The organism is Achromobacter sp., assembly GCF_032113835.1.
Classification (GTDB): domain Bacteria; phylum Pseudomonadota; class Gammaproteobacteria; order Burkholderiales; family Burkholderiaceae_B; genus Achromobacter.
In genome coordinates, this window is sequence record NZ_DAMCTG010000065.1 from 1 (window position 1) to 15,660 (window position 15,660).

Consider the following 15,660-nt stretch of genomic DNA (forward strand, 5'->3'; position numbering starts at 1 on the left):
CAGATGCAGTTCGAACGCGACATCCTGGACGCGCTTTCAGGCGACGAAGCCCAGCAGCGCGCCGCCTGATCCAGCATCGCCAGACCCGGCCCGGACCGCATACAATCCGGGTTTTCGGCCAGGCGATGCTTGCTCACATGCAGCTCAACGACTATCTGCGCATTTTCGGTGGCAGCTTCTTTTTCGCGCTGGCCACCCTGCTGCCGTTCCTGAACCCGCCTGCGATTGCCCCCATTTTTCTGTCGCTGACCGAGGGCGCGTCATCCGCCACGCGGGTGGTGCTGGCCAAGCGGGTCGCGGTCAACGTGTGCCTGATGCTGATCGTGGCCATGGTGGCGGGCAACGTGCTCCTCAGCTTTTTTGGCATCTCGCTGTCCATCGTGCGCGTGGGCGGGGGCATGCTGGTGATCGCCAGCGCCTGGCGGCTGGTGAACTCGCCGGATGCCGACACCGAACGCGTGGCCCGGATGGCCGAATCCTTCACGCCTGAAATGGCGAAGGCGCGCGCGTTCTATCCGCTGACCTTCCCCATCAGTTGCGGCCCCGGCTCCATTGCGGCCGCCATCACGGTCGGCGTCTCGCTGCGCGACCAGAATCACGCATTGAGCCTTGTGCGGCTGGCCGGCTCCATCCCCGGCATCATCGTCGTCTCGCTGACCCTTTACGTCTGCCTGCGCTTTGCGGCGCAGATGCTGCATCGCCTGGGCGACAACGGCACGGCGGTCTTCATGCGGCTGTCGGCCTTCATCATGCTGTGCCTGGGCGTGCAGATTTTCTGGGAAGGCGCGCGGGACCTGCTTTTGGGCGTCCTGACCCAGGTGATGCAACCAATTCCCATCCCGAAGGCCTAAGCCTGTCCGGCCGCTGCGGCGCCTTCGTCCAACCCATTCCAACGCAACAATGACCTCTCGCTTAGAACGCCTGCTCCGCCTGATCGCCCTCTTCTCTTTCGGCGCGGTGGGCATCGCCCTCGTTTCCCAGCACGTCTTCGACATGCCGCCCTGCGCCTGGTGCGTGATGCAGCGCCTGATTTACCTGGTGATCGGCGTGGTCGCGCTGATCGGCGGCTTTGGCGGCGGACGCGCGCTGACGCGCATCTGCGGCTTTCTTGCTGCGCTGCTGTCGCTGTCCGGGATCGTGGCCGCGTGGTACCAGTACAGCGTCGCCGCCAACATGCTGTCGTGCGACCAGACGTTTGCCGACCGCTTCATGACCGGCATCGGCCTTGAAAGCGCCATCCCGCCGCTGTTCGGCATCTACGCCACTTGCATGGACGCCAAGGTCCCGGTGCTGGGCGTCGAGTACGCCCTGTGGAGCCTGGCGCTCTTCGTGATCCTGTTCTTCATGGCGATGCCGGTGGTGTTCCGGCGCCGCGCCTCGGCCTGAACGCCGCTCCGAAATCGTGCAGCCCCTGAAATACCTCTCCGGGTATCCGGAACCGCTGCTGGCGCAAGCCCAAAAGCTGCTGGACCAGGACAAGCTGGGCGCGGCCCTGCTTGCCCGATACCCGGCCGGCGCGCACGGCGTACGCACCGACAAGGCGTTGTACCAGTACGTGACCGAGCTGAAGAACGCCTATATGCGCAACGGCGACCAGATCAACAAGGTGGCCTTTGACAGCAAGATCCACGTGATCCAGCACGCGCTGGGCCAGCACACCTACATCTCGCGCGTGCAGGGCGGCAAGCTCAAGGCCAAGCACGAGATCCGGGTGGCGACGCTGTTCAAGAACGTGCCCGCGGAGTTCCTGAAGATGATCACCGTGCACGAACTGGCTCACCTGAAGGAAAAGGACCACAACAAGGCCTTCTACAACATGTGCCTGCGCATGGAGCCGCACTACCATCAGTACGAGTTCGACCTGCGGCTGTACCTGACGCATCTCGAGGCCACGCGCACGCCGCTGTGGGACGTGCAGGGCTAGCCCTTGCGTAATAAGCTGCAGGCGAAAAAATGCCGTCCCGAGGGACGGCATTTTTGTCTGCGCGAGGCGCCCGCAGAAATCAGGCGTCGTCGGACGTGTAGCCCATGTTGAAGCGCAGGCCGCCCGCGTCTTCGTCCTTGCCGGGCTCGGAGCGCGATTGACCCAGGCGGGCCAGGTACTCGGGCGTGATGTCGCCGGTGATGTACTGGCCGTCGAAGCACGAGGCCTCGAAGCGCGTCAGCTTGGGGTTGAGGTCGCGGACCGACTGCTGCATGTCGTGCAGGTCCTGGTAGACCAGGCTGTCGGCGCCGATCGCGCGGGCGATTTCCTCGTCCGTGCGGCCGGTGGCGATCAGTTCGCTTTGCGTGGGCATGTCGATGCCGTACACGTTGGGGAAGCGCACCGGAGGCGCGGCCGAGGCGAAGTACACCTTGTTGGCGCCGGCGGCGCGGGCCATGTCGACGATCTCGCGGCTGGTCGTGCCGCGCACGATGGAGTCGTCCACCAGCAGCACGTTCTTGCCCTTGAATTCCATGCCGATGGCATTGAGCTTCTGGCGCACCGACTTACGGCGCACGGCCTGGCCCGGCATGATGAACGTACGGCCCACGTAGCGGTTCTTGATTAGCCCTTCGCGATAGTCCAGGTTCAGGCGCGCGGCCAGCTGCATGGCGGCCGGGCGCGAGGAATCGGGAATCGGCATGACGACGTCGATGTCGCCCAGGCGCATGTTGCGCGCAACCTTGTCGGCCAGGTATTCACCCATGCGCAGACGCGCGTCGTACACCGACACGCCGTCGATCATCGAATCGGGGCGGGCGAAGTAGACGTATTCGAAAATGCACGGAACGAGCTGCGGATTGTCGGCGCACTGGCGGGCGACCATGCGGCCGTCCAGGTCGATGAACACGGCTTCGCCGGGCTCGACGTCGCGCACGAAGGTGAAACCGCTGCCTTCGAGGGCCACGGATTCCGAGGCGGCCATCCATTCGACGCCTTCTTCGGTCTCCTGGCGGCCGATGCACAGCGGACGGATGCCGTTGGGATCGCGGAAGGCAAGCAGGCCGTAACCGGAAATCTGGGCCACGACGGCGTAGGCGCCGCGCACGCGCTTGTGCAGGGCGGCGACCGCGCGGAACATGGCATCGTCGTCCAGCGACACGCCGTTGGCGGCCGATTGCAGCTCGTGCGCCAGCACGTTCAGGAGGACTTCGGAATCGGAGTTCGTGTTGATGTGGCGGCGGTCGACGCGGTACAGCGATTCACGCAGTTCGCGCCAGTTGGTCAGGTTGCCGTTGTGGGACAACATGATGCCGAACGGGGCGTTGACGTAGAAAGGCTGGGCCTCTTCTTCGCTGGCGCTGGAGCCGGCGGTCGGGTAGCGGACCTGGCCGACGCCCGACGTGCCGGGCAGCGCGCGCATGTTGCGCGTGCGGAACACGTCGCGCACCAGGCCGTGCGCCTTGTACATATTGAACTGGTTGCCTTGCGACGTCGCAATGCCCGCGGCGTCCTGCCCGCGATGCTGCAACAGCAGCAAGCTGTCATAGAGCAGCTGGTTGACCGGCCCGCGCCCGATGACCCCTACGATTCCACACATGGTGAGATTTCCTGGTTGATTTGAAGCTAATCAGTACGGCAGCCACGTCGCCAGGGTTGGCGGCAGCCACGTCTTGATATGTTTGATGGCCTCGATGGCCGAATGCGAAAACATGGCGTCCTGCCACCATGGCTCTTGCGGCAGCGGCGTATACCCTGCGGCGGCGACCAGCGCCAGCACAATCAATAGACCACGGGCCAGCCCGAACATTCCGCCCAGGCCGTGATCGGCCGGGCTCAGTCCGGTGCTGCGGATCAGGGCGGCAAGCGTCATATTGACCAACCCCACGCCGAGCAACACGATGATGAACACCGCCGCGTACGAGACCCCCATGCGCAGCAGCGTCGTTTCAATATAGGGCTCCAGCCAGGTATAGACCGTGGGACCCCACCAGATCGCGGCCACGAAGGCCAGCAGATAGGCGACCAGCGACAGCACCTCTTTGAGCAGGCCGCGCACCAGGCCCAGCACACCCGATACCGCCAGGATGGCCAGCACGACGAAGTCGAAGCCGGTCACTATTGGGCGGCGATGAAACCATTGTCATAGCCCAGCGTGCGCAACCGCGCCTGGGCCGCCTGAGCCGCCTCGCGCGACGGGAACGGGCCCACGCGCAGACGGTACTGCTGCTTGCCATTGATCGTGGCCTGCTCGACAAATGCGTTGGTGACGCCGGCCTGATGCAGCTTGCCGCGGCGCGACTGGGCGTCTTCCGAGGTGGTGTACGCCGCGATCTGCAGCACGAAATTGCCCTTGGAGGCAGCCGGCTTGGGCGCGTCGGGCTTGGGCGTGGACGCCGGGGCGTTGCGGCCTTCGAGCAGCGCCAGGGCGCGCGCGCCGTCGTCCGAGCGCGACTCGGGCTTGGCGGGCGTCGTGGGCTTGGCCGGCTCGGGCTTGGGTTTGACCTCGGGCTTGGGCGGCGTGACCGGCGGCACGGCAGGCGTGGCCGGCTGTGTGGCGGGCGGCGTGGTGTGCGGCGTTGTGTGCGTAGAGGCGTTGGGCGCGGTCTGCGGCGTGTTGGACGCGGCAGCCACCGGCGGCACGGACGTCACGCCAGGCGGCGTGGGAACGGCGGCGGGATCGGTGGATGTGGACGGCTCGGTCGGCGCGGCGGCCTGGGGTTCGGAGACCTGCGGCTGGAACGGCGTATTGCGTTCCGGCACCTTGATGGGAATGTTGTCGTCGACCGGGGCGGGCTGCGAGTCCAGCACCATGGGAAGGACGATGACGGCTGCCAGGACCAGCGCTACCGCGCCCGCAAGCCTGCGACGCGCGCGGCCACGCAACTCGGCGGCCTGGACCTCGCTTGGCACGGCAGCCCGTTTGGAGGTCTGCGCCTGCTCGGCGGGATCTTTGCGTTTGAAAAAACCCATGGAAGAGAATTCCTTGCGGCGCCTTGCGGCATTGAGGCGGCGGGGCCGCCATGACGCGAATGGCCCGATTTGCCTATGCCTTGCGACCCAGAGCCTGCAAAACGGAGGCTACGGTGAGAAACGATCCGAATACCGCGATTCTATCATTCTCCCCTGCCCGTTCGCGCGCTGCGGCAAAGGCCTGGGCGGGATCGGCGTAGGCCTGGATGCCGGGGCTTTCGCTGCCGGCGGGCAGCGGCGGGAGCGCCGCGGCGACCTGGTCCGCGAGCGCCTGGCCGGCGGCGCCGCGCGGCCCCGGAAGACCGGCGCAATACCAGTAGTCGATGCGCGAACCCAGCTTGGCCACCACGCCGGCGAGATCCTTGTCGTTCAGCATCCCGAACACCGCGTGGGTGTACGGATGAAAGCCCATGTTGTCCAGGTTTTGCGCCAGCACGGCCGCGGCATGCGGGTTGTGTGCGACGTCCAGGATTACCGTGGGCTGGCCGGGCAGGATCTGAAAGCGGCCCGGCAGCGAGGCCTGCAACAGCCCCAGTCGAACGGCCTGCTGCTGCACGGGCAGGCGGTCGCGCACGGATTCCAGCGCGGCCAGCGCCGCCGAGGCGTTGAGCAACTGGTTGGCGCCGCGCAGGGCCGGATAGGCCATGGCGCTGCGGCGCTGCTCGCGCCCGCCGTAGGCCCACTGCTGGCGGTCGCCGGAGTAGTTGTAGTCGCGTCCGAACAGCCACAGGTCCGCGCCGATGGCTTCAACGTGATCCAGCAGCGACTGCGGGGGGACGGGATCGCTGCAGATGGCCGGCCGGCCGCTGCGGTAGATGTGGGCTTTTTCGAAGCCGATTTTTTCGCGCGTGTCGCCCAGCCAGTCGGTGTGGTCCAGGTCGACGCTGGTGACGATGGAGACGTCGGCATCGACGATGTTGACGGCATCCAGGCGTCCGCCCAGGCCGACTTCGAGGACGACGGCGTCCAGCCGCGACTGCGAGAAGAGGCGCAGAATGGCCAGCGTGGTGAATTCGAAGTAAGTCAGCGACACATCGCCGCGCGCGGCCTCGACGGCCTGGAACTGCGTAATGAGGTCCTGATCGGAGGCGATCTGGCCGTTGACGCGGGCACGCTCGTTGAAGTCGATTAGGTGCGGCGAGGTGTAGAGGCCCACCTTGTAGCCAGCCGCAAGCAGGATGGCCTCGAGCATGGCACAGGTGGAACCCTTGCCGTTGGTGCCGCCGACCACGAATTTGATGCCGGGCAGCGTCAGTTGCATGCGGTCCGCGACCTGGCGCACCCGGTCCAGTCCCATGTCGATCGCGGTGGCGTGGATGGACTCCAGGTACTGCAGCCAATCGGACAGGTTGGCGGCGGCGTCAGGCGTACGGACAGAAGACATGAGGCGGGTTCGCGAAAGGAAATCAGCCTGCGATTTTAGCAGCGTGTGCCCGGTGTTTTCCCTAATCCCCTAGGGCGCAGCACAGTATCGCGAGACAAAAAGTGCTTGCCCATGTTTTTCTCATACGTAAAAATAAATTCATGTATGGAAAATAATAGGAAGAGACATGACGCAGCGTACGACTCCCAAATGGCTGGTGCGTGAAGCCGACGTGCCGGGCTACAGCCCCGCCAATCACACCGGCACGCTCAACCGCCGGCTGATCAGCCCGGACACCGTCGGCGCCCGTGGCCTGGAGGTGTTGCTGGGCGTCATCGACAAGGGCAAGGGCGCCCTGCCGCACGCGCACCCCGGCATCGAACAGGTCTGTTACCTGATCTCGGGCACCGCCCGCGCGCAGGTGCAGGACGAATGGGCCGACATGGGTCCCGGCGACTGTTGCTACTTCCCCCCGGACATCCCGCACGTCTTCACGGTGACGAGCGATGAACCCGCCCGCTTGCTGGTGATCTACACGCCCCCGTACGAAGAATCCCCCGATCGCGTGATCCGCGATTTTCCGGCGCCACCCCCAGCCGCTTGACGCGGCGCTTCGCGCAGGCAGCGGCCGAAGAGCCGCGCCTCATTCCAATAAAGACAGGAGACACACCCATGCAATCCCTACGCCTGCTGGGCGCCGCGCTGGTCAGCGGCGCCGCCTTGATGGCGGCTGGCCCCGCCCATGCCGCCGATTACCCCACCAAGCCCATCACTCTTGTAGTGCCCTTCCCCGCCGGATCGGGCACGGACGCCGTGGGACGGATCTTCGGCGCCGAGTTGTCGACCCTGCTGGGTCAGCAGGTCGTGGTGGAGAACAAGCCGGGCGCCAATGCGACGATCGCGGCCAATTACGTGGCGCGCGCCAAGCCCGACGGCTACACGCTGTTCGTCACCACCAATACCTCCCATTCGGCCGCCCCCTGGCTGATGAAGAACGTGCCGTATGACCCGGTCAAGGATTTCACCCCGATCGCGCGCGGCGGCAACCTGCCCTTCATCCTGGTGGTGAATCCCAAGCGCCCCTGGAAGACGGTGGGCGACCTGGTGGCCGACGCCAAGAAGAACCCGGGCCGCATCACCTACGCCAGCGGCAACAGCACCGGCATCGTCGCGGGCGCCACGCTGGCCAACCGCGCCAAGATCGACATCCTGCACGTGCCCTACAAAGGCACGCCGCAGAGCCTGACCGACGTGGTCGGCGGACAGGTGGACTTCATGTTCACGGACCTGACCTCGGGCCTGCCGTTCGTACAATCCGGCCAGCTGCGCGCCCTGGCCGTCTCCACCGCCGAGCGCAGCGCCATCGTGCCCGACCTGCCTTCGATGGCCGAAGCGGGCGTGCCGGACTTCGACCTGAACTCCTGGAACGGCTACTTTGGTCCCGCAGGCATGCCGCCCGAGATCGTCGCCAAGCTGAATGCGGCCATCAACCAGATCGTGGCAAAGCCCGACGTGAAAAAGCGCTTGGCGGGACTGGGGTTTGACGCCTTCTCGAGCACGCCCGAAGCCTTCGCGCAATTTGTCGGCGAACAGCGCGACCTGTGGGGCAAGCTGATCCGTGACGCGGGGATCGAGCAGCAATGATCGACCAGCCCCTGCCTGAAACGCCGGTTGCCGGGCCGCTGGCCGGCGTGCGCATCCTCGATCTGAGCTCGGTGGTGATGGGGCCGTACGCAACCCAGGTCCTGGCGGACCTGGGCGCGGACGTCATCAAGGTGGAATCGCCGGCGGGGGACAACATGCGGGCCGTCGGCCCCATGCGCAACCCCGGCATGGGGCACCTCTACCTGCACCTGAACCGCAACAAGCGCTCGATCGTGCTGGACCTGAAGACGCCCGAAGGCCTGGAGGCCTGCCTGAAACTGGCCGAAAGCTGCGACGCCCTGCTCTACAACATCCGCCCCCAGGCGATGGCGCGGCTGGGCCTGTCGTACGAAGCCGTCACGGCGCGCAACCCGCGCATCGTTTACGTGGGCGCCTATGGGTTCGGCGAGGCCGGCCCCTATGCCGGCCGCCCCGCCTACGACGACCTGATCCAGGGGCAGACCGGCATCGCCGCGCTGTCCGCGCAGCAAAGCGGCGACGTGCCGCGCTACGCGCCGCTGACGCTGGCGGACCGCGCGGTGGGTCTGCACGTCGGCATTGCGCTGGTGTCCGCGGTGCTGAGCGCCAGGACGCTCGGCCACGGCCAGCCGGTGGAGATTCCCATGTTCGAGGGCATGGCGCATCTGGTGCTGGGCGACCACCTGGGCGGTGCGACCTTCGAACCGCCCATGGGACCCACCGGTTACGCGCGCCTGTTGGCGCCGCATCGCCGCCCTTACGCCACGTCGGACGGCTACATCTGCCTGCTGATCTACAACGACAAGCACTGGCGCAATTTCTTTGAACTGATCGGGCGGCCCGAGCTGTCGCAGGACCCGCGCTTCTGCACCCATGGCGCCCGCGCCGCGCACATCAGCGAGGTCTATGCCTTCGTGGCCGAGGTGATCGCCACCCGTCCCAGCGACGACTGGCTGCGCGAGCTGACGCGCGCCGACATTCCGGCCTCGCAGCTCTACACCATCGACGGCCTGATCCAGGACGAGCACCTGACCGCGACCGGCTTCATCCAGGAAATGGACCACCCCTCGGAAGGCCGCATCCGCACCACCGGGACGCTGGGCCGCTACGCGGGCACGCCCACCTCGATACGCCGCCCCGCCCCGCGGCTGGGCGAGCACAGCCGCGAGGTGCTGGCCGAGGCGGGCTACGGACAGGAACAGATCGACGCCATGCTTGCCCGTGGCATTACCCAGGACGGAAACAACGATGGACTTTGAATTCACCCCGGAACAACTGGCGTTGCGCGACGCCGTTTCCCGCATCTGCGAACGTTATCCCGACGAATACTGGCTGGAACGCGACCGCGAAGGCGGCTTCCCGGAACCGCTGCACGCCGACCTGGCGCGCGACGGCTGGCTGGGCATCGCCATGCCGCAGGAATACGGCGGCGCGGGCCTGGGCATGACCGAAGCCGCGTTGATGATGCAGACCATCGCCGCGTCGGGCGCCGGCTTCACGGGCGCCTCGGCCGTCCACATGAACATCTTCGGACTGAATCCCGTCGTGGTGTTCGGCACCGACGAGCAGCGCGGCCGTTGGCTCGAACCGCTGATCGCCGGCCGGGAAAAGGCCTGCTTTGCGGTCACCGAGCCCGACGCCGGGCTGGACACGACCAAGCTGAGCACCCGCGCCGTGCGCCAGGGTGACGAATACGTTGTGCATGGCCGCAAGATCTGGATCTCGACGGCGCAGGTGGCCAGCAAGATGCTGCTGCTGGCGCGCACCACCCCGCTGTCCGACGTGGAAAAGCCCACGCAGGGCCTGTCGCTCTTCTACACCGACCTGGACCGCGAAAAGATCGAGGTGCGGGAGATCGAGAAGATGGGCCGCAAGGCCGTGGATTCGAACATGCTGTTCATCGACGGCCTGCGGATTCCGGTGGCCGACCGCATCGGCGAAGAAGGCCGCGGCTTTGAATACATCCTGCACGGCCTGAACCCCGAGCGCATCCTGATCGCCGCCGAGGCGGTGGGGATCGGCCGCGCCGCGCTGGACCGGGCCGTCAAGTACGCCGGCGAGCGCACCGTGTTCGGCCGCCCCATCGGCAAAAATCAGGGCATCCAGCACCCGCTCGCCCAGGCCTGGATGCAGTTGGAGGCGGCGGACCTGATGGTGTTCAAGGCGGCCAGCCTGTACGACGCGGGCAAGCCCTGCGGCCCCGCTGCCAACTCGGCGAAATACCTGGCGGCCGAAGCCGGCTACAACGCCTGCCAGACGGCGGTGATGACGTTGGGCGGCATGGGTTATGCCAAGGAGTACCACGTGGAGCGGCTGCTGCGCGAAAGCTTCATCCCGCGCATCGCGCCGGTCAGCCCGCAGCTCATCATGTGCTTCATCGCGGAAAAGGTGCTGGGCCTGCCCAAGTCGTATTGAGCAGGCGGCAGCAGGCGCGGCTCAGGCCTGCTGCTCCAGCCCCGTGCAGGCCGCCCGCAAGATGCGGGCGTAGGTTTCCTGCTCCGGTTCGATCCGGTAGATCGGGCCGCCCACCGAAATGGCGTAGTGCTCGCCGGACAGCGTGACCGGCCAGGCAATCGCGCCCACGTCCGCGATGGACTCGCCGCTGTTCATGAACCACCCCCGCTGCCGGGCGGCTTCAAGGTCCGCCAGCAGCGCCTCGCGGGTAACGAGGGTGCGGTCGTTGTAGCGGGTCATGGGGATGTCCGCCAGCAAGGCGTCGCGCGCCGGTTCGTCCAGCAGCGACAGCAGCGCCTTTCCCAGCGAATTTGCGTGAACATCCTTGAACTCGCCTGCAACGGGCGCGTATCGGATGGTATGCGGCGAATCCAGCACATCCAGATAGACGACACGGCCGTCCGGCGACAGCTTGGCGAAGACGACGGTTTCGCGGGTAGCGTCCCTGAGTTCGACGAGGCTGGGATAGACCCGGTCCAGAACGGGATCGGCCCGGGCGATGCGCTGGGCCATGGCGAGCAGCCGGCCGGTCGGGTAATAGCCCTGGCGGCGGCCCGTTTCGTAAAGGTAGCCCAGGCTGGTCAGCGTGCGGATCAGCGCCAGGCAGCTCGAGACGGGCACGTCCAGCAACCGGGCCAGTTCCGACAAGGGCAGCGCGCGTTTCTCGCGGGCGTAGGTTTCGATGATTTCGATCACTCGCAACGCCGTCTTGACACTCATCGCCCGATCCAAACTCTTAGCACGTGAACCATCCGTATGCGCGGGGCTAAAGTTCCCTGCGAGGGTGCCGTTATGGTAACTGAGAATTTCCTGAAAACAGCGCGTTCTCCGAGACGCCCCCCTCGCCGTTGGAGTGATCATGGCCGTAACCCCGTTAGCCCCCGCAGCGTTCGCGTCGTTACCGGTTTCGACCGTTATAGCCGCGCCAGACCCGTCCGCCACCGCCACGCCGGCGCCGGCCAGCACCAATAGCAACGCCTCCGGCGGCGCCACGTCCGACCAGGCGAACGCGCAGAAAATGCCTCTGGATAAGGCGCTGGATGAGATCAACGACCAGATGAAAGCCTGGTCGACCCAGCTTCAGTTCGAAATCGACCCGAACGTGCACCAGGTGGTGGTGTCGGTGATCGATGCGGAATCGGGTGACGTCCTGCGCACCATCCCCAGTGAAACGGTGCTGAAGATCGCCAAGATGATCGTGAACATGCAAGGGAACGGTATCAAGACCTCGGCCTGATCCGACACTTAAAACAGCGTTAGCCAAGATTGACGCGCGGCCCGGTGTGAGAAGCGCTGAATTAGGCCCGCCTTATGCCTTTACCCGGCCGATAGCCGGGATCACATTTTTGTCAGAATTGCATCGCTAGGAAGGAATTTCACATGGCCACCATCACCAACCTCGGTTCGAATTCAGGCTTGCCCCTGGAGGATATCCTCTCGAAGCTGGAAGCTGCCGAGGAAAAGAGGCTGCAGCAGTACACCGTACGGCAGACCAGCTTCGAAACCCGCGTTACGGCATTCGGCCAGCTCAAGAGCGCCGTGGAAGCCGTGCAGAAGGCTGCCGCCGCGCTCGGCAAGCCCGAGACGCTGGGCGCCGTGAAAGGCAGCGTGACCGGCGGCGACGCCCTGACCGCGACCGTGGCCGCCGAAGGCGCCGTGGCCGGCCATTACACGATCAACGTGAAAACCGTTGCCACTTCCCAGACCCTGCAATCCGGCGCAGTGGCCGACCGCAAGGCGTCCAACGGCGCCACGGGCTCGTTTGAAATCGAACTGGCCGACGGCACCAAGAAAACCGTCGACCTGAAGGGCGACACCTCGCTGAACGGCATCGTCAAGGCGGTCAACGCCGACGACACGCTGGGCGTGCGCGCCACCGTCATCACCGACGGCGACGGCAAGAGCTACCTGATGATGACCGCCAAGAACACGGGCGTTCAGGCCTCGGTCAAGTCCATCACGGTGACGGGCGACCAGTCGCTCAAGGACGTCCTGTCCTATAGCAGCACCGATGCCGCAAACAGCAAGATGACGGCCACCGCGGCCGTCGATGCCGAAATCGACATCAACGGCATCACGATCAAGAGCGGCACGAACAACATTTCGACCGCCATCGACGGCGTCACGCTGAACCTGTCGCAAACGACGGAAGCCGGCAAGCCGATCACGCTGAAGCTGGAAAGCGATCCCTCGGTCGCCAACAAGGCGATCCAGAGCTTCGTGACCGCCTACAACACGCTGCAGACGACGATCAAGAACCTGACGGCGTTCGACGCCGCCGCCGCCACCAACCAGCCGCTGACCGGCGACGGCACGACGCGCGCCATCCAGTCGTCCCTGGCGGGTGCACTGCAGGTCTTGTCGGGCGAAGGCACGATGCGTTCGCTGGCCGACCTGGGCATCACGACCAACCCGCAGACGCGCCAGCTCACGCTGGACCAGACCAAGCTGGACAAGGCGCTGTCCACGAACAGCGCCGACGTCGCGCGCCTGCTGACCGGCGAGAACGGCCTGGCCGCCAATTTCGACAAGGCCACGAAGGACATCCTGAGCGACACCGGTTCGATCAAGACCAAGACCGACGGTCTGGCCAAGTCGATCGCCACCGTGAAGGACCAGTACACGCGCGCCAAGGCAGCGGGCGAAGCCCAGCTCGAAATGATGCGCGCCCAGTTCGTCCAACTGGACAAATTCGTTGCGCAGCAATCGGTCACGGCCAACTACCTGACGCAGCAATTCGCGGCCATGAACAAGTCGTCGAAGTGATAACCGAGAAGATGCATTAAATGACGTACGCCGCGCGCCGCCCCACAGGCTCATACTCTGTCCGCTCCTACGCCGATATCGGCCTGGAGACGCAAGTGATGAGCGCCACACCGGAAAGGCTGATCACCCTGCTGTACCAGGGTGCGCGCGCGGCAATCGGACAGGCGCGCCTGCACATGCAGGAAGGACGCGTGGCCGAGCGCGGCACGGCCATCACCAAGGCAATCAAGATCGTCGACGAAGGCCTGAAAATGGGCCTGAACATGGAAGCCGGCGGCGACATCGCCGCCAACCTGAGCCGGTTGTACGACTACATCGTCCGCACCCTGCTCATGGCAAACCTGAAAGCGGACGTCGAGCAGCTCGACATCGCGGACCGCCTGCTGGCGGACCTTTCCGACGCTTGGCAGACCTCCATCGATCGGCCTGCCCCGGACGTACCGCTTTGATGGCCCCTACAACGACTATTGCCAGCCATCGCTCGCCCGAGACTTCTATGACGTCCCTCACCCAGTATTCCGCCATCCTGGAGCAGTATCAGGAGATCGCCCAGTCAACGGGCGAGATGTTGACGGCCGCCCAGGCCGGCGACTGGGACACCGCGCTCATGCACGGTCAGCTCTATTGCGAGCAGGTCGAGCGCCTGCGCCATGCCGAACCCGCCAGCCCCCTGGACGAGGCCGGCCGCAGCATGAAATACGACCTTCTCGTGCGCATTCTTGAAAACGATGCCATGACGCGCGACCTGGCGCTGCCGCAACTGGCGCGGCTGGGCGAATTGCTCGGACGCATGAAGCGCCAGCAGACCCTGCTGTCGGCCTACGGCAATCAGGCGTCTGACCAATGAGCATCGGTCCCGCCGCGCTTGGCAACGTCCTGGTGCAGCGGTTGGACGCCGTGCTGGGCACGACGATGTCCGCCGCGAACGCCAACCAGATTTCGGGGGCGCGGCCCGACGCGGTCAGCCAGCCTGGCAGCCCGGAGAAAGCCGGGCCTTCGGACGGCTCGGCCCGCGATACCCGGCAAGGCATACAAACTGGCGGCGCCCGAGGCGACCGCCAGAATACTGTTGTCGACCCCAAAACCGCGGCCGCGCTGGCGCTGGCCGCGCGCGGCCTGGTCACCAGCAGCGACACCACGGCCTCGGCGCCGACCACGCTGGGTACGACCGCACGCACCATCCTGGCCCTGCTCGCTCAGTACCCTGAAGCGGCCCCGGCCGTGCAGGGACGCGCGCCGCTGTGGAGCGCCGACGCGCAGGGTGGGCAGCAGGCGGGCGGTGCAGCCCCCGGCGGCCAGCCCGCTTCGGCCCAATCCGGCCAACCCGCGCAGGCAGGTCAGCCCGGCCAGCCGGCCGCTGCGACGACCACCCCGCTTCCGGCTTCGACCGCCCTGCCGGCTGGCGCCCCGGCCGCCGCGCCGTCGGCCACCGCAGCCGCCGACGCCGCCAACGCCAGCGCCAAGCCGGGCGCCGGGCATCCAGCGGGCCAGGCGGGCGGCGCGAAAGGGGCCGAGGCCGCATCGCATGCCTCGCTGGCCGCAGGCGGCCCGTCCGCCCGCGCGCTGGGCCAGGCGCTGCGCAATGCTCTGCAGACCAGCGGCCTCTTTTACGAATCGCACCTGACCGACATGGTCTTCGGGCGCAAGAACCCGGCCACACTGGAAAGCGAACCGCAAGCCCGGATGTCCCGCGACACCGCCGCGCACGCCAGCACGCAGGCGCGCAGCCGCGGCGAAGCCGCCGGCGCCAGCCGTTCGGGCGCCGGTGCGGATGCGCCCTCGGCTTCGGGCACGTCGTCCTCCCCGTCCACGCCCGGCGCGCCGATCACCGGCATCCATCAGGATCTGACCGTGCTGGTGCGCCAGCAGCTCGACGTGCTGGCCAACCAGACGCTGAACTGGCAAGGCGAAGCCTGGCCCGGCACGCCGATGGAGTGGGAAGTTGAGCGCGACCCTTACGGCGAGGACCGCGAATCGGCTGTGCCGACCTGGGCCACCCGCGTGAAGCTGGACCTGCCGCGGCTGGGCCTGGTCGATGCCCGCCTGAACCTTGCGGGCGACCAGATCGTGCTGCAGCTGATTGCGCCGCACAGCGCCACCGAGATCAACGATTCGTCGGACATGCTACGCTCGCGCCTCCTGGCCGCCGGCCTGACCCTGAGCAATCTGACCGTGAACGTGGTTGAACCCCGTCTCGTCATCCCCACCGATTTCTGATGAACACCCCTTCCTCCCCCGCGGACGCCGGCCCGAACGCCAACCGCAACGCGGCGGTCGCCATCTCGTACGACGAAAGCGACGGCGCGCCGCGCGTTGTCGCCAAGGGTTATGGCCAGCTGGCGGACACGATTGTCCGGGCGGCCGAGGAAAACGGGCTGTACGTGCACGAATCGCGCGAATTGGTGGGTCTGCTCATGCAGGTCGACCTGGACGCGCATATTCCTCCCCAACTTTATGTCGCGGTGGCAGAATTGCTCGCCTGGCTGTACCGCCTGGAATCGCGCGACCTCCCCCAGGCCGCGCGGCCCGAAATCTCTACCTAAGGACGATCACCGTG

General features: G+C 66.2%; 18 protein-coding genes. 13 read left to right on the forward strand and 5 right to left on the reverse strand.

Annotation, left to right across the window (positions count from 1 at the left end):
* Positions 1–137: 137 nt before the first annotated feature.
* From RT697_RS19750 to RT697_RS19760, 3 genes are read left to right on the forward strand one after another with little or no spacing between them, the layout of a single operon-like run.
* Complete coding sequence (locus RT697_RS19750) at positions 138–851, forward strand: MarC family protein (RefSeq protein ID WP_313701206.1); 714 nt, start codon at positions 138–140, stop codon at positions 849–851.
* A gap of 49 nt (positions 852–900) precedes the next feature.
* Positions 901–1,386: a disulfide bond formation protein B gene (locus tag RT697_RS19755; protein ID WP_313701208.1), complete on the forward strand. Its 486-nt coding sequence runs from the start codon at positions 901–903 to the stop codon at positions 1,384–1,386.
* A gap of 16 nt (positions 1,387–1,402) precedes the next feature.
* Positions 1,403–1,924, forward strand: coding sequence for a YgjP-like metallopeptidase domain-containing protein (locus RT697_RS19760; protein WP_313701210.1), 522 nt, complete (start codon positions 1,403–1,405; stop codon positions 1,922–1,924).
* 79 nt (positions 1,925–2,003) lie between these two features.
* Here RT697_RS19760 and purF read toward each other — a convergent pair whose 3' ends face one another.
* The 4 genes from purF to folC form a co-directional block, all read right to left on the reverse strand.
* A complete protein-coding gene (gene purF, locus RT697_RS19765; RefSeq protein ID WP_313701212.1) occupies positions 2,004–3,524 on the reverse strand; it encodes an amidophosphoribosyltransferase in 1,521 nt (506 codons plus the stop codon).
* A gap of 30 nt (positions 3,525–3,554) precedes the next feature.
* Positions 3,555–4,043 (reverse strand): CvpA family protein, encoded by a 489-nt coding sequence (locus tag RT697_RS19770; protein WP_175186107.1) that lies wholly within the window; start codon positions 4,041–4,043, stop codon positions 3,555–3,557.
* Entirely contained in the window at positions 4,043–4,897 is an 855-nt protein-coding gene (locus RT697_RS19775; protein WP_313701214.1) for an SPOR domain-containing protein, read from the reverse strand. The genes RT697_RS19770 and RT697_RS19775 overlap by 1 nt, the downstream gene beginning before the upstream one ends.
* Positions 4,898–4,970: 73 nt before the next feature.
* A complete protein-coding gene (gene folC, locus RT697_RS19780; RefSeq protein ID WP_313701216.1) occupies positions 4,971–6,281 on the reverse strand; it encodes a bifunctional tetrahydrofolate synthase/dihydrofolate synthase in 1,311 nt (436 codons plus the stop codon).
* 166 nt (positions 6,282–6,447) lie between these two features.
* On the opposite strand from folC, the gene RT697_RS19785 reads away from it, so the two are divergent.
* The 4 genes from RT697_RS19785 to RT697_RS19800 all read left to right on the forward strand — a co-directional run bounded on the left by RT697_RS19785 (position 6,448) and on the right by RT697_RS19800 (position 10,298).
* Entirely contained in the window at positions 6,448–6,864 is a 417-nt protein-coding gene (locus tag RT697_RS19785) for a cupin domain-containing protein (RefSeq protein WP_313701218.1), read from the forward strand.
* Between the two features lie 68 nt (positions 6,865–6,932).
* Positions 6,933–7,904, forward strand: a complete 972-nt coding sequence (locus tag RT697_RS19790; protein ID WP_313701219.1) for a tripartite tricarboxylate transporter substrate binding protein — start codon at positions 6,933–6,935, stop codon at positions 7,902–7,904.
* Positions 7,901–9,142, forward strand: coding sequence for a CoA transferase (locus tag RT697_RS19795; RefSeq protein ID WP_313701221.1), 1,242 nt, complete (start codon positions 7,901–7,903; stop codon positions 9,140–9,142). Before RT697_RS19790 ends, RT697_RS19795 begins: the two co-directional genes overlap by 4 nt.
* Positions 9,132–10,298, forward strand: coding sequence for an acyl-CoA dehydrogenase family protein (locus RT697_RS19800; RefSeq protein WP_312432649.1), 1,167 nt, complete (start codon positions 9,132–9,134; stop codon positions 10,296–10,298). Before RT697_RS19795 ends, RT697_RS19800 begins: the two co-directional genes overlap by 11 nt.
* Positions 10,299–10,319: 21 nt before the next feature.
* Here RT697_RS19800 and RT697_RS19805 read toward each other — a convergent pair whose 3' ends face one another.
* Positions 10,320–11,057 (reverse strand): IclR family transcriptional regulator, encoded by a 738-nt coding sequence (locus RT697_RS19805; protein ID WP_313701223.1) that lies wholly within the window; start codon positions 11,055–11,057, stop codon positions 10,320–10,322.
* Positions 11,058–11,196: 139 nt separating this feature from the next.
* Between RT697_RS19805 and RT697_RS19810 the strand changes: the two genes are divergently transcribed.
* The 6 genes from RT697_RS19810 (at position 11,197) to RT697_RS19835 (ending at position 15,646) form a co-directional block, all read left to right on the forward strand.
* The gene (locus tag RT697_RS19810) at positions 11,197–11,574 is read left to right on the forward strand and encodes a flagellar protein FlaG (protein ID WP_313701225.1); all 378 of its coding nucleotides are present in this window, start codon (positions 11,197–11,199) and stop codon (positions 11,572–11,574) included.
* A gap of 143 nt (positions 11,575–11,717) precedes the next feature.
* On the forward strand, positions 11,718–13,103 hold the full coding sequence (gene fliD, locus RT697_RS19815) for a flagellar filament capping protein FliD (RefSeq protein ID WP_313701227.1): 1,386 nt from the start codon (positions 11,718–11,720) through the stop codon (positions 13,101–13,103).
* A gap of 20 nt (positions 13,104–13,123) precedes the next feature.
* The gene (fliS, locus tag RT697_RS19820) at positions 13,124–13,552 is read left to right on the forward strand and encodes a flagellar export chaperone FliS (RefSeq protein ID WP_313701229.1); all 429 of its coding nucleotides are present in this window, start codon (positions 13,124–13,126) and stop codon (positions 13,550–13,552) included.
* A 47-nt stretch (positions 13,553–13,599) separates the two neighbouring features.
* The gene (locus RT697_RS19825; protein ID WP_313701230.1) at positions 13,600–13,950 is read left to right on the forward strand and encodes a flagellar protein FliT; all 351 of its coding nucleotides are present in this window, start codon (positions 13,600–13,602) and stop codon (positions 13,948–13,950) included.
* The gene (locus RT697_RS19830) at positions 13,947–15,320 is read left to right on the forward strand and encodes a flagellar hook-length control protein FliK (RefSeq protein ID WP_313701231.1); all 1,374 of its coding nucleotides are present in this window, start codon (positions 13,947–13,949) and stop codon (positions 15,318–15,320) included. Before RT697_RS19825 ends, RT697_RS19830 begins: the two co-directional genes overlap by 4 nt.
* A complete protein-coding gene (locus RT697_RS19835; RefSeq protein ID WP_312432620.1) occupies positions 15,320–15,646 on the forward strand; it encodes an EscU/YscU/HrcU family type III secretion system export apparatus switch protein in 327 nt (108 codons plus the stop codon). Before RT697_RS19830 ends, RT697_RS19835 begins: the two co-directional genes overlap by 1 nt.
* The last annotated feature ends 14 nt before the right edge of the window (positions 15,647–15,660 follow it).

What these genes read in the sequence shown, in the direction of transcription:
- RT697_RS19750 (WP_313701206.1), top strand. Translation starts at nt 138, where the DNA reads ATGCAGCTCAACGACTATCTGCGCATTTTCGGTGGCAGCTTCTTTTTC.
- RT697_RS19755 (WP_313701208.1), top strand. Translation starts at nt 901, where the DNA reads ATGACCTCTCGCTTAGAACGCCTGCTCCGCCTGATCGCCCTCTTCTCT.
- purF (WP_313701212.1), bottom strand. Translation starts at nt 3,524, where the DNA reads ATGTGTGGAATCGTAGGGGTCATCGGGCGCGGGCCGGTCAACCAGCTG.
- RT697_RS19775 (WP_313701214.1), bottom strand. Translation starts at nt 4,897, where the DNA reads ATGGGTTTTTTCAAACGCAAAGATCCCGCCGAGCAGGCGCAGACCTCC.
- folC (WP_313701216.1), bottom strand. Translation starts at nt 6,281, where the DNA reads ATGTCTTCTGTCCGTACGCCTGACGCCGCCGCCAACCTGTCCGATTGG.
- RT697_RS19785 (WP_313701218.1), top strand. Translation starts at nt 6,448, where the DNA reads ATGACGCAGCGTACGACTCCCAAATGGCTGGTGCGTGAAGCCGACGTG.
- RT697_RS19790 (WP_313701219.1), top strand. Translation starts at nt 6,933, where the DNA reads ATGCAATCCCTACGCCTGCTGGGCGCCGCGCTGGTCAGCGGCGCCGCC.
- RT697_RS19795 (WP_313701221.1), top strand. Translation starts at nt 7,901, where the DNA reads ATGATCGACCAGCCCCTGCCTGAAACGCCGGTTGCCGGGCCGCTGGCC.
- RT697_RS19800 (WP_312432649.1), top strand. Translation starts at nt 9,132, where the DNA reads ATGGACTTTGAATTCACCCCGGAACAACTGGCGTTGCGCGACGCCGTT.
- RT697_RS19805 (WP_313701223.1), bottom strand. Translation starts at nt 11,057, where the DNA reads ATGAGTGTCAAGACGGCGTTGCGAGTGATCGAAATCATCGAAACCTAC.
- RT697_RS19810 (WP_313701225.1), top strand. Translation starts at nt 11,197, where the DNA reads ATGGCCGTAACCCCGTTAGCCCCCGCAGCGTTCGCGTCGTTACCGGTT.
- fliD (WP_313701227.1), top strand. Translation starts at nt 11,718, where the DNA reads ATGGCCACCATCACCAACCTCGGTTCGAATTCAGGCTTGCCCCTGGAG.
- fliS (WP_313701229.1), top strand. Translation starts at nt 13,124, where the DNA reads ATGACGTACGCCGCGCGCCGCCCCACAGGCTCATACTCTGTCCGCTCC.
- RT697_RS19825 (WP_313701230.1), top strand. Translation starts at nt 13,600, where the DNA reads ATGACGTCCCTCACCCAGTATTCCGCCATCCTGGAGCAGTATCAGGAG.
- RT697_RS19830 (WP_313701231.1), top strand. Translation starts at nt 13,947, where the DNA reads ATGAGCATCGGTCCCGCCGCGCTTGGCAACGTCCTGGTGCAGCGGTTG.
- RT697_RS19835 (WP_312432620.1), top strand. Translation starts at nt 15,320, where the DNA reads ATGAACACCCCTTCCTCCCCCGCGGACGCCGGCCCGAACGCCAACCGC.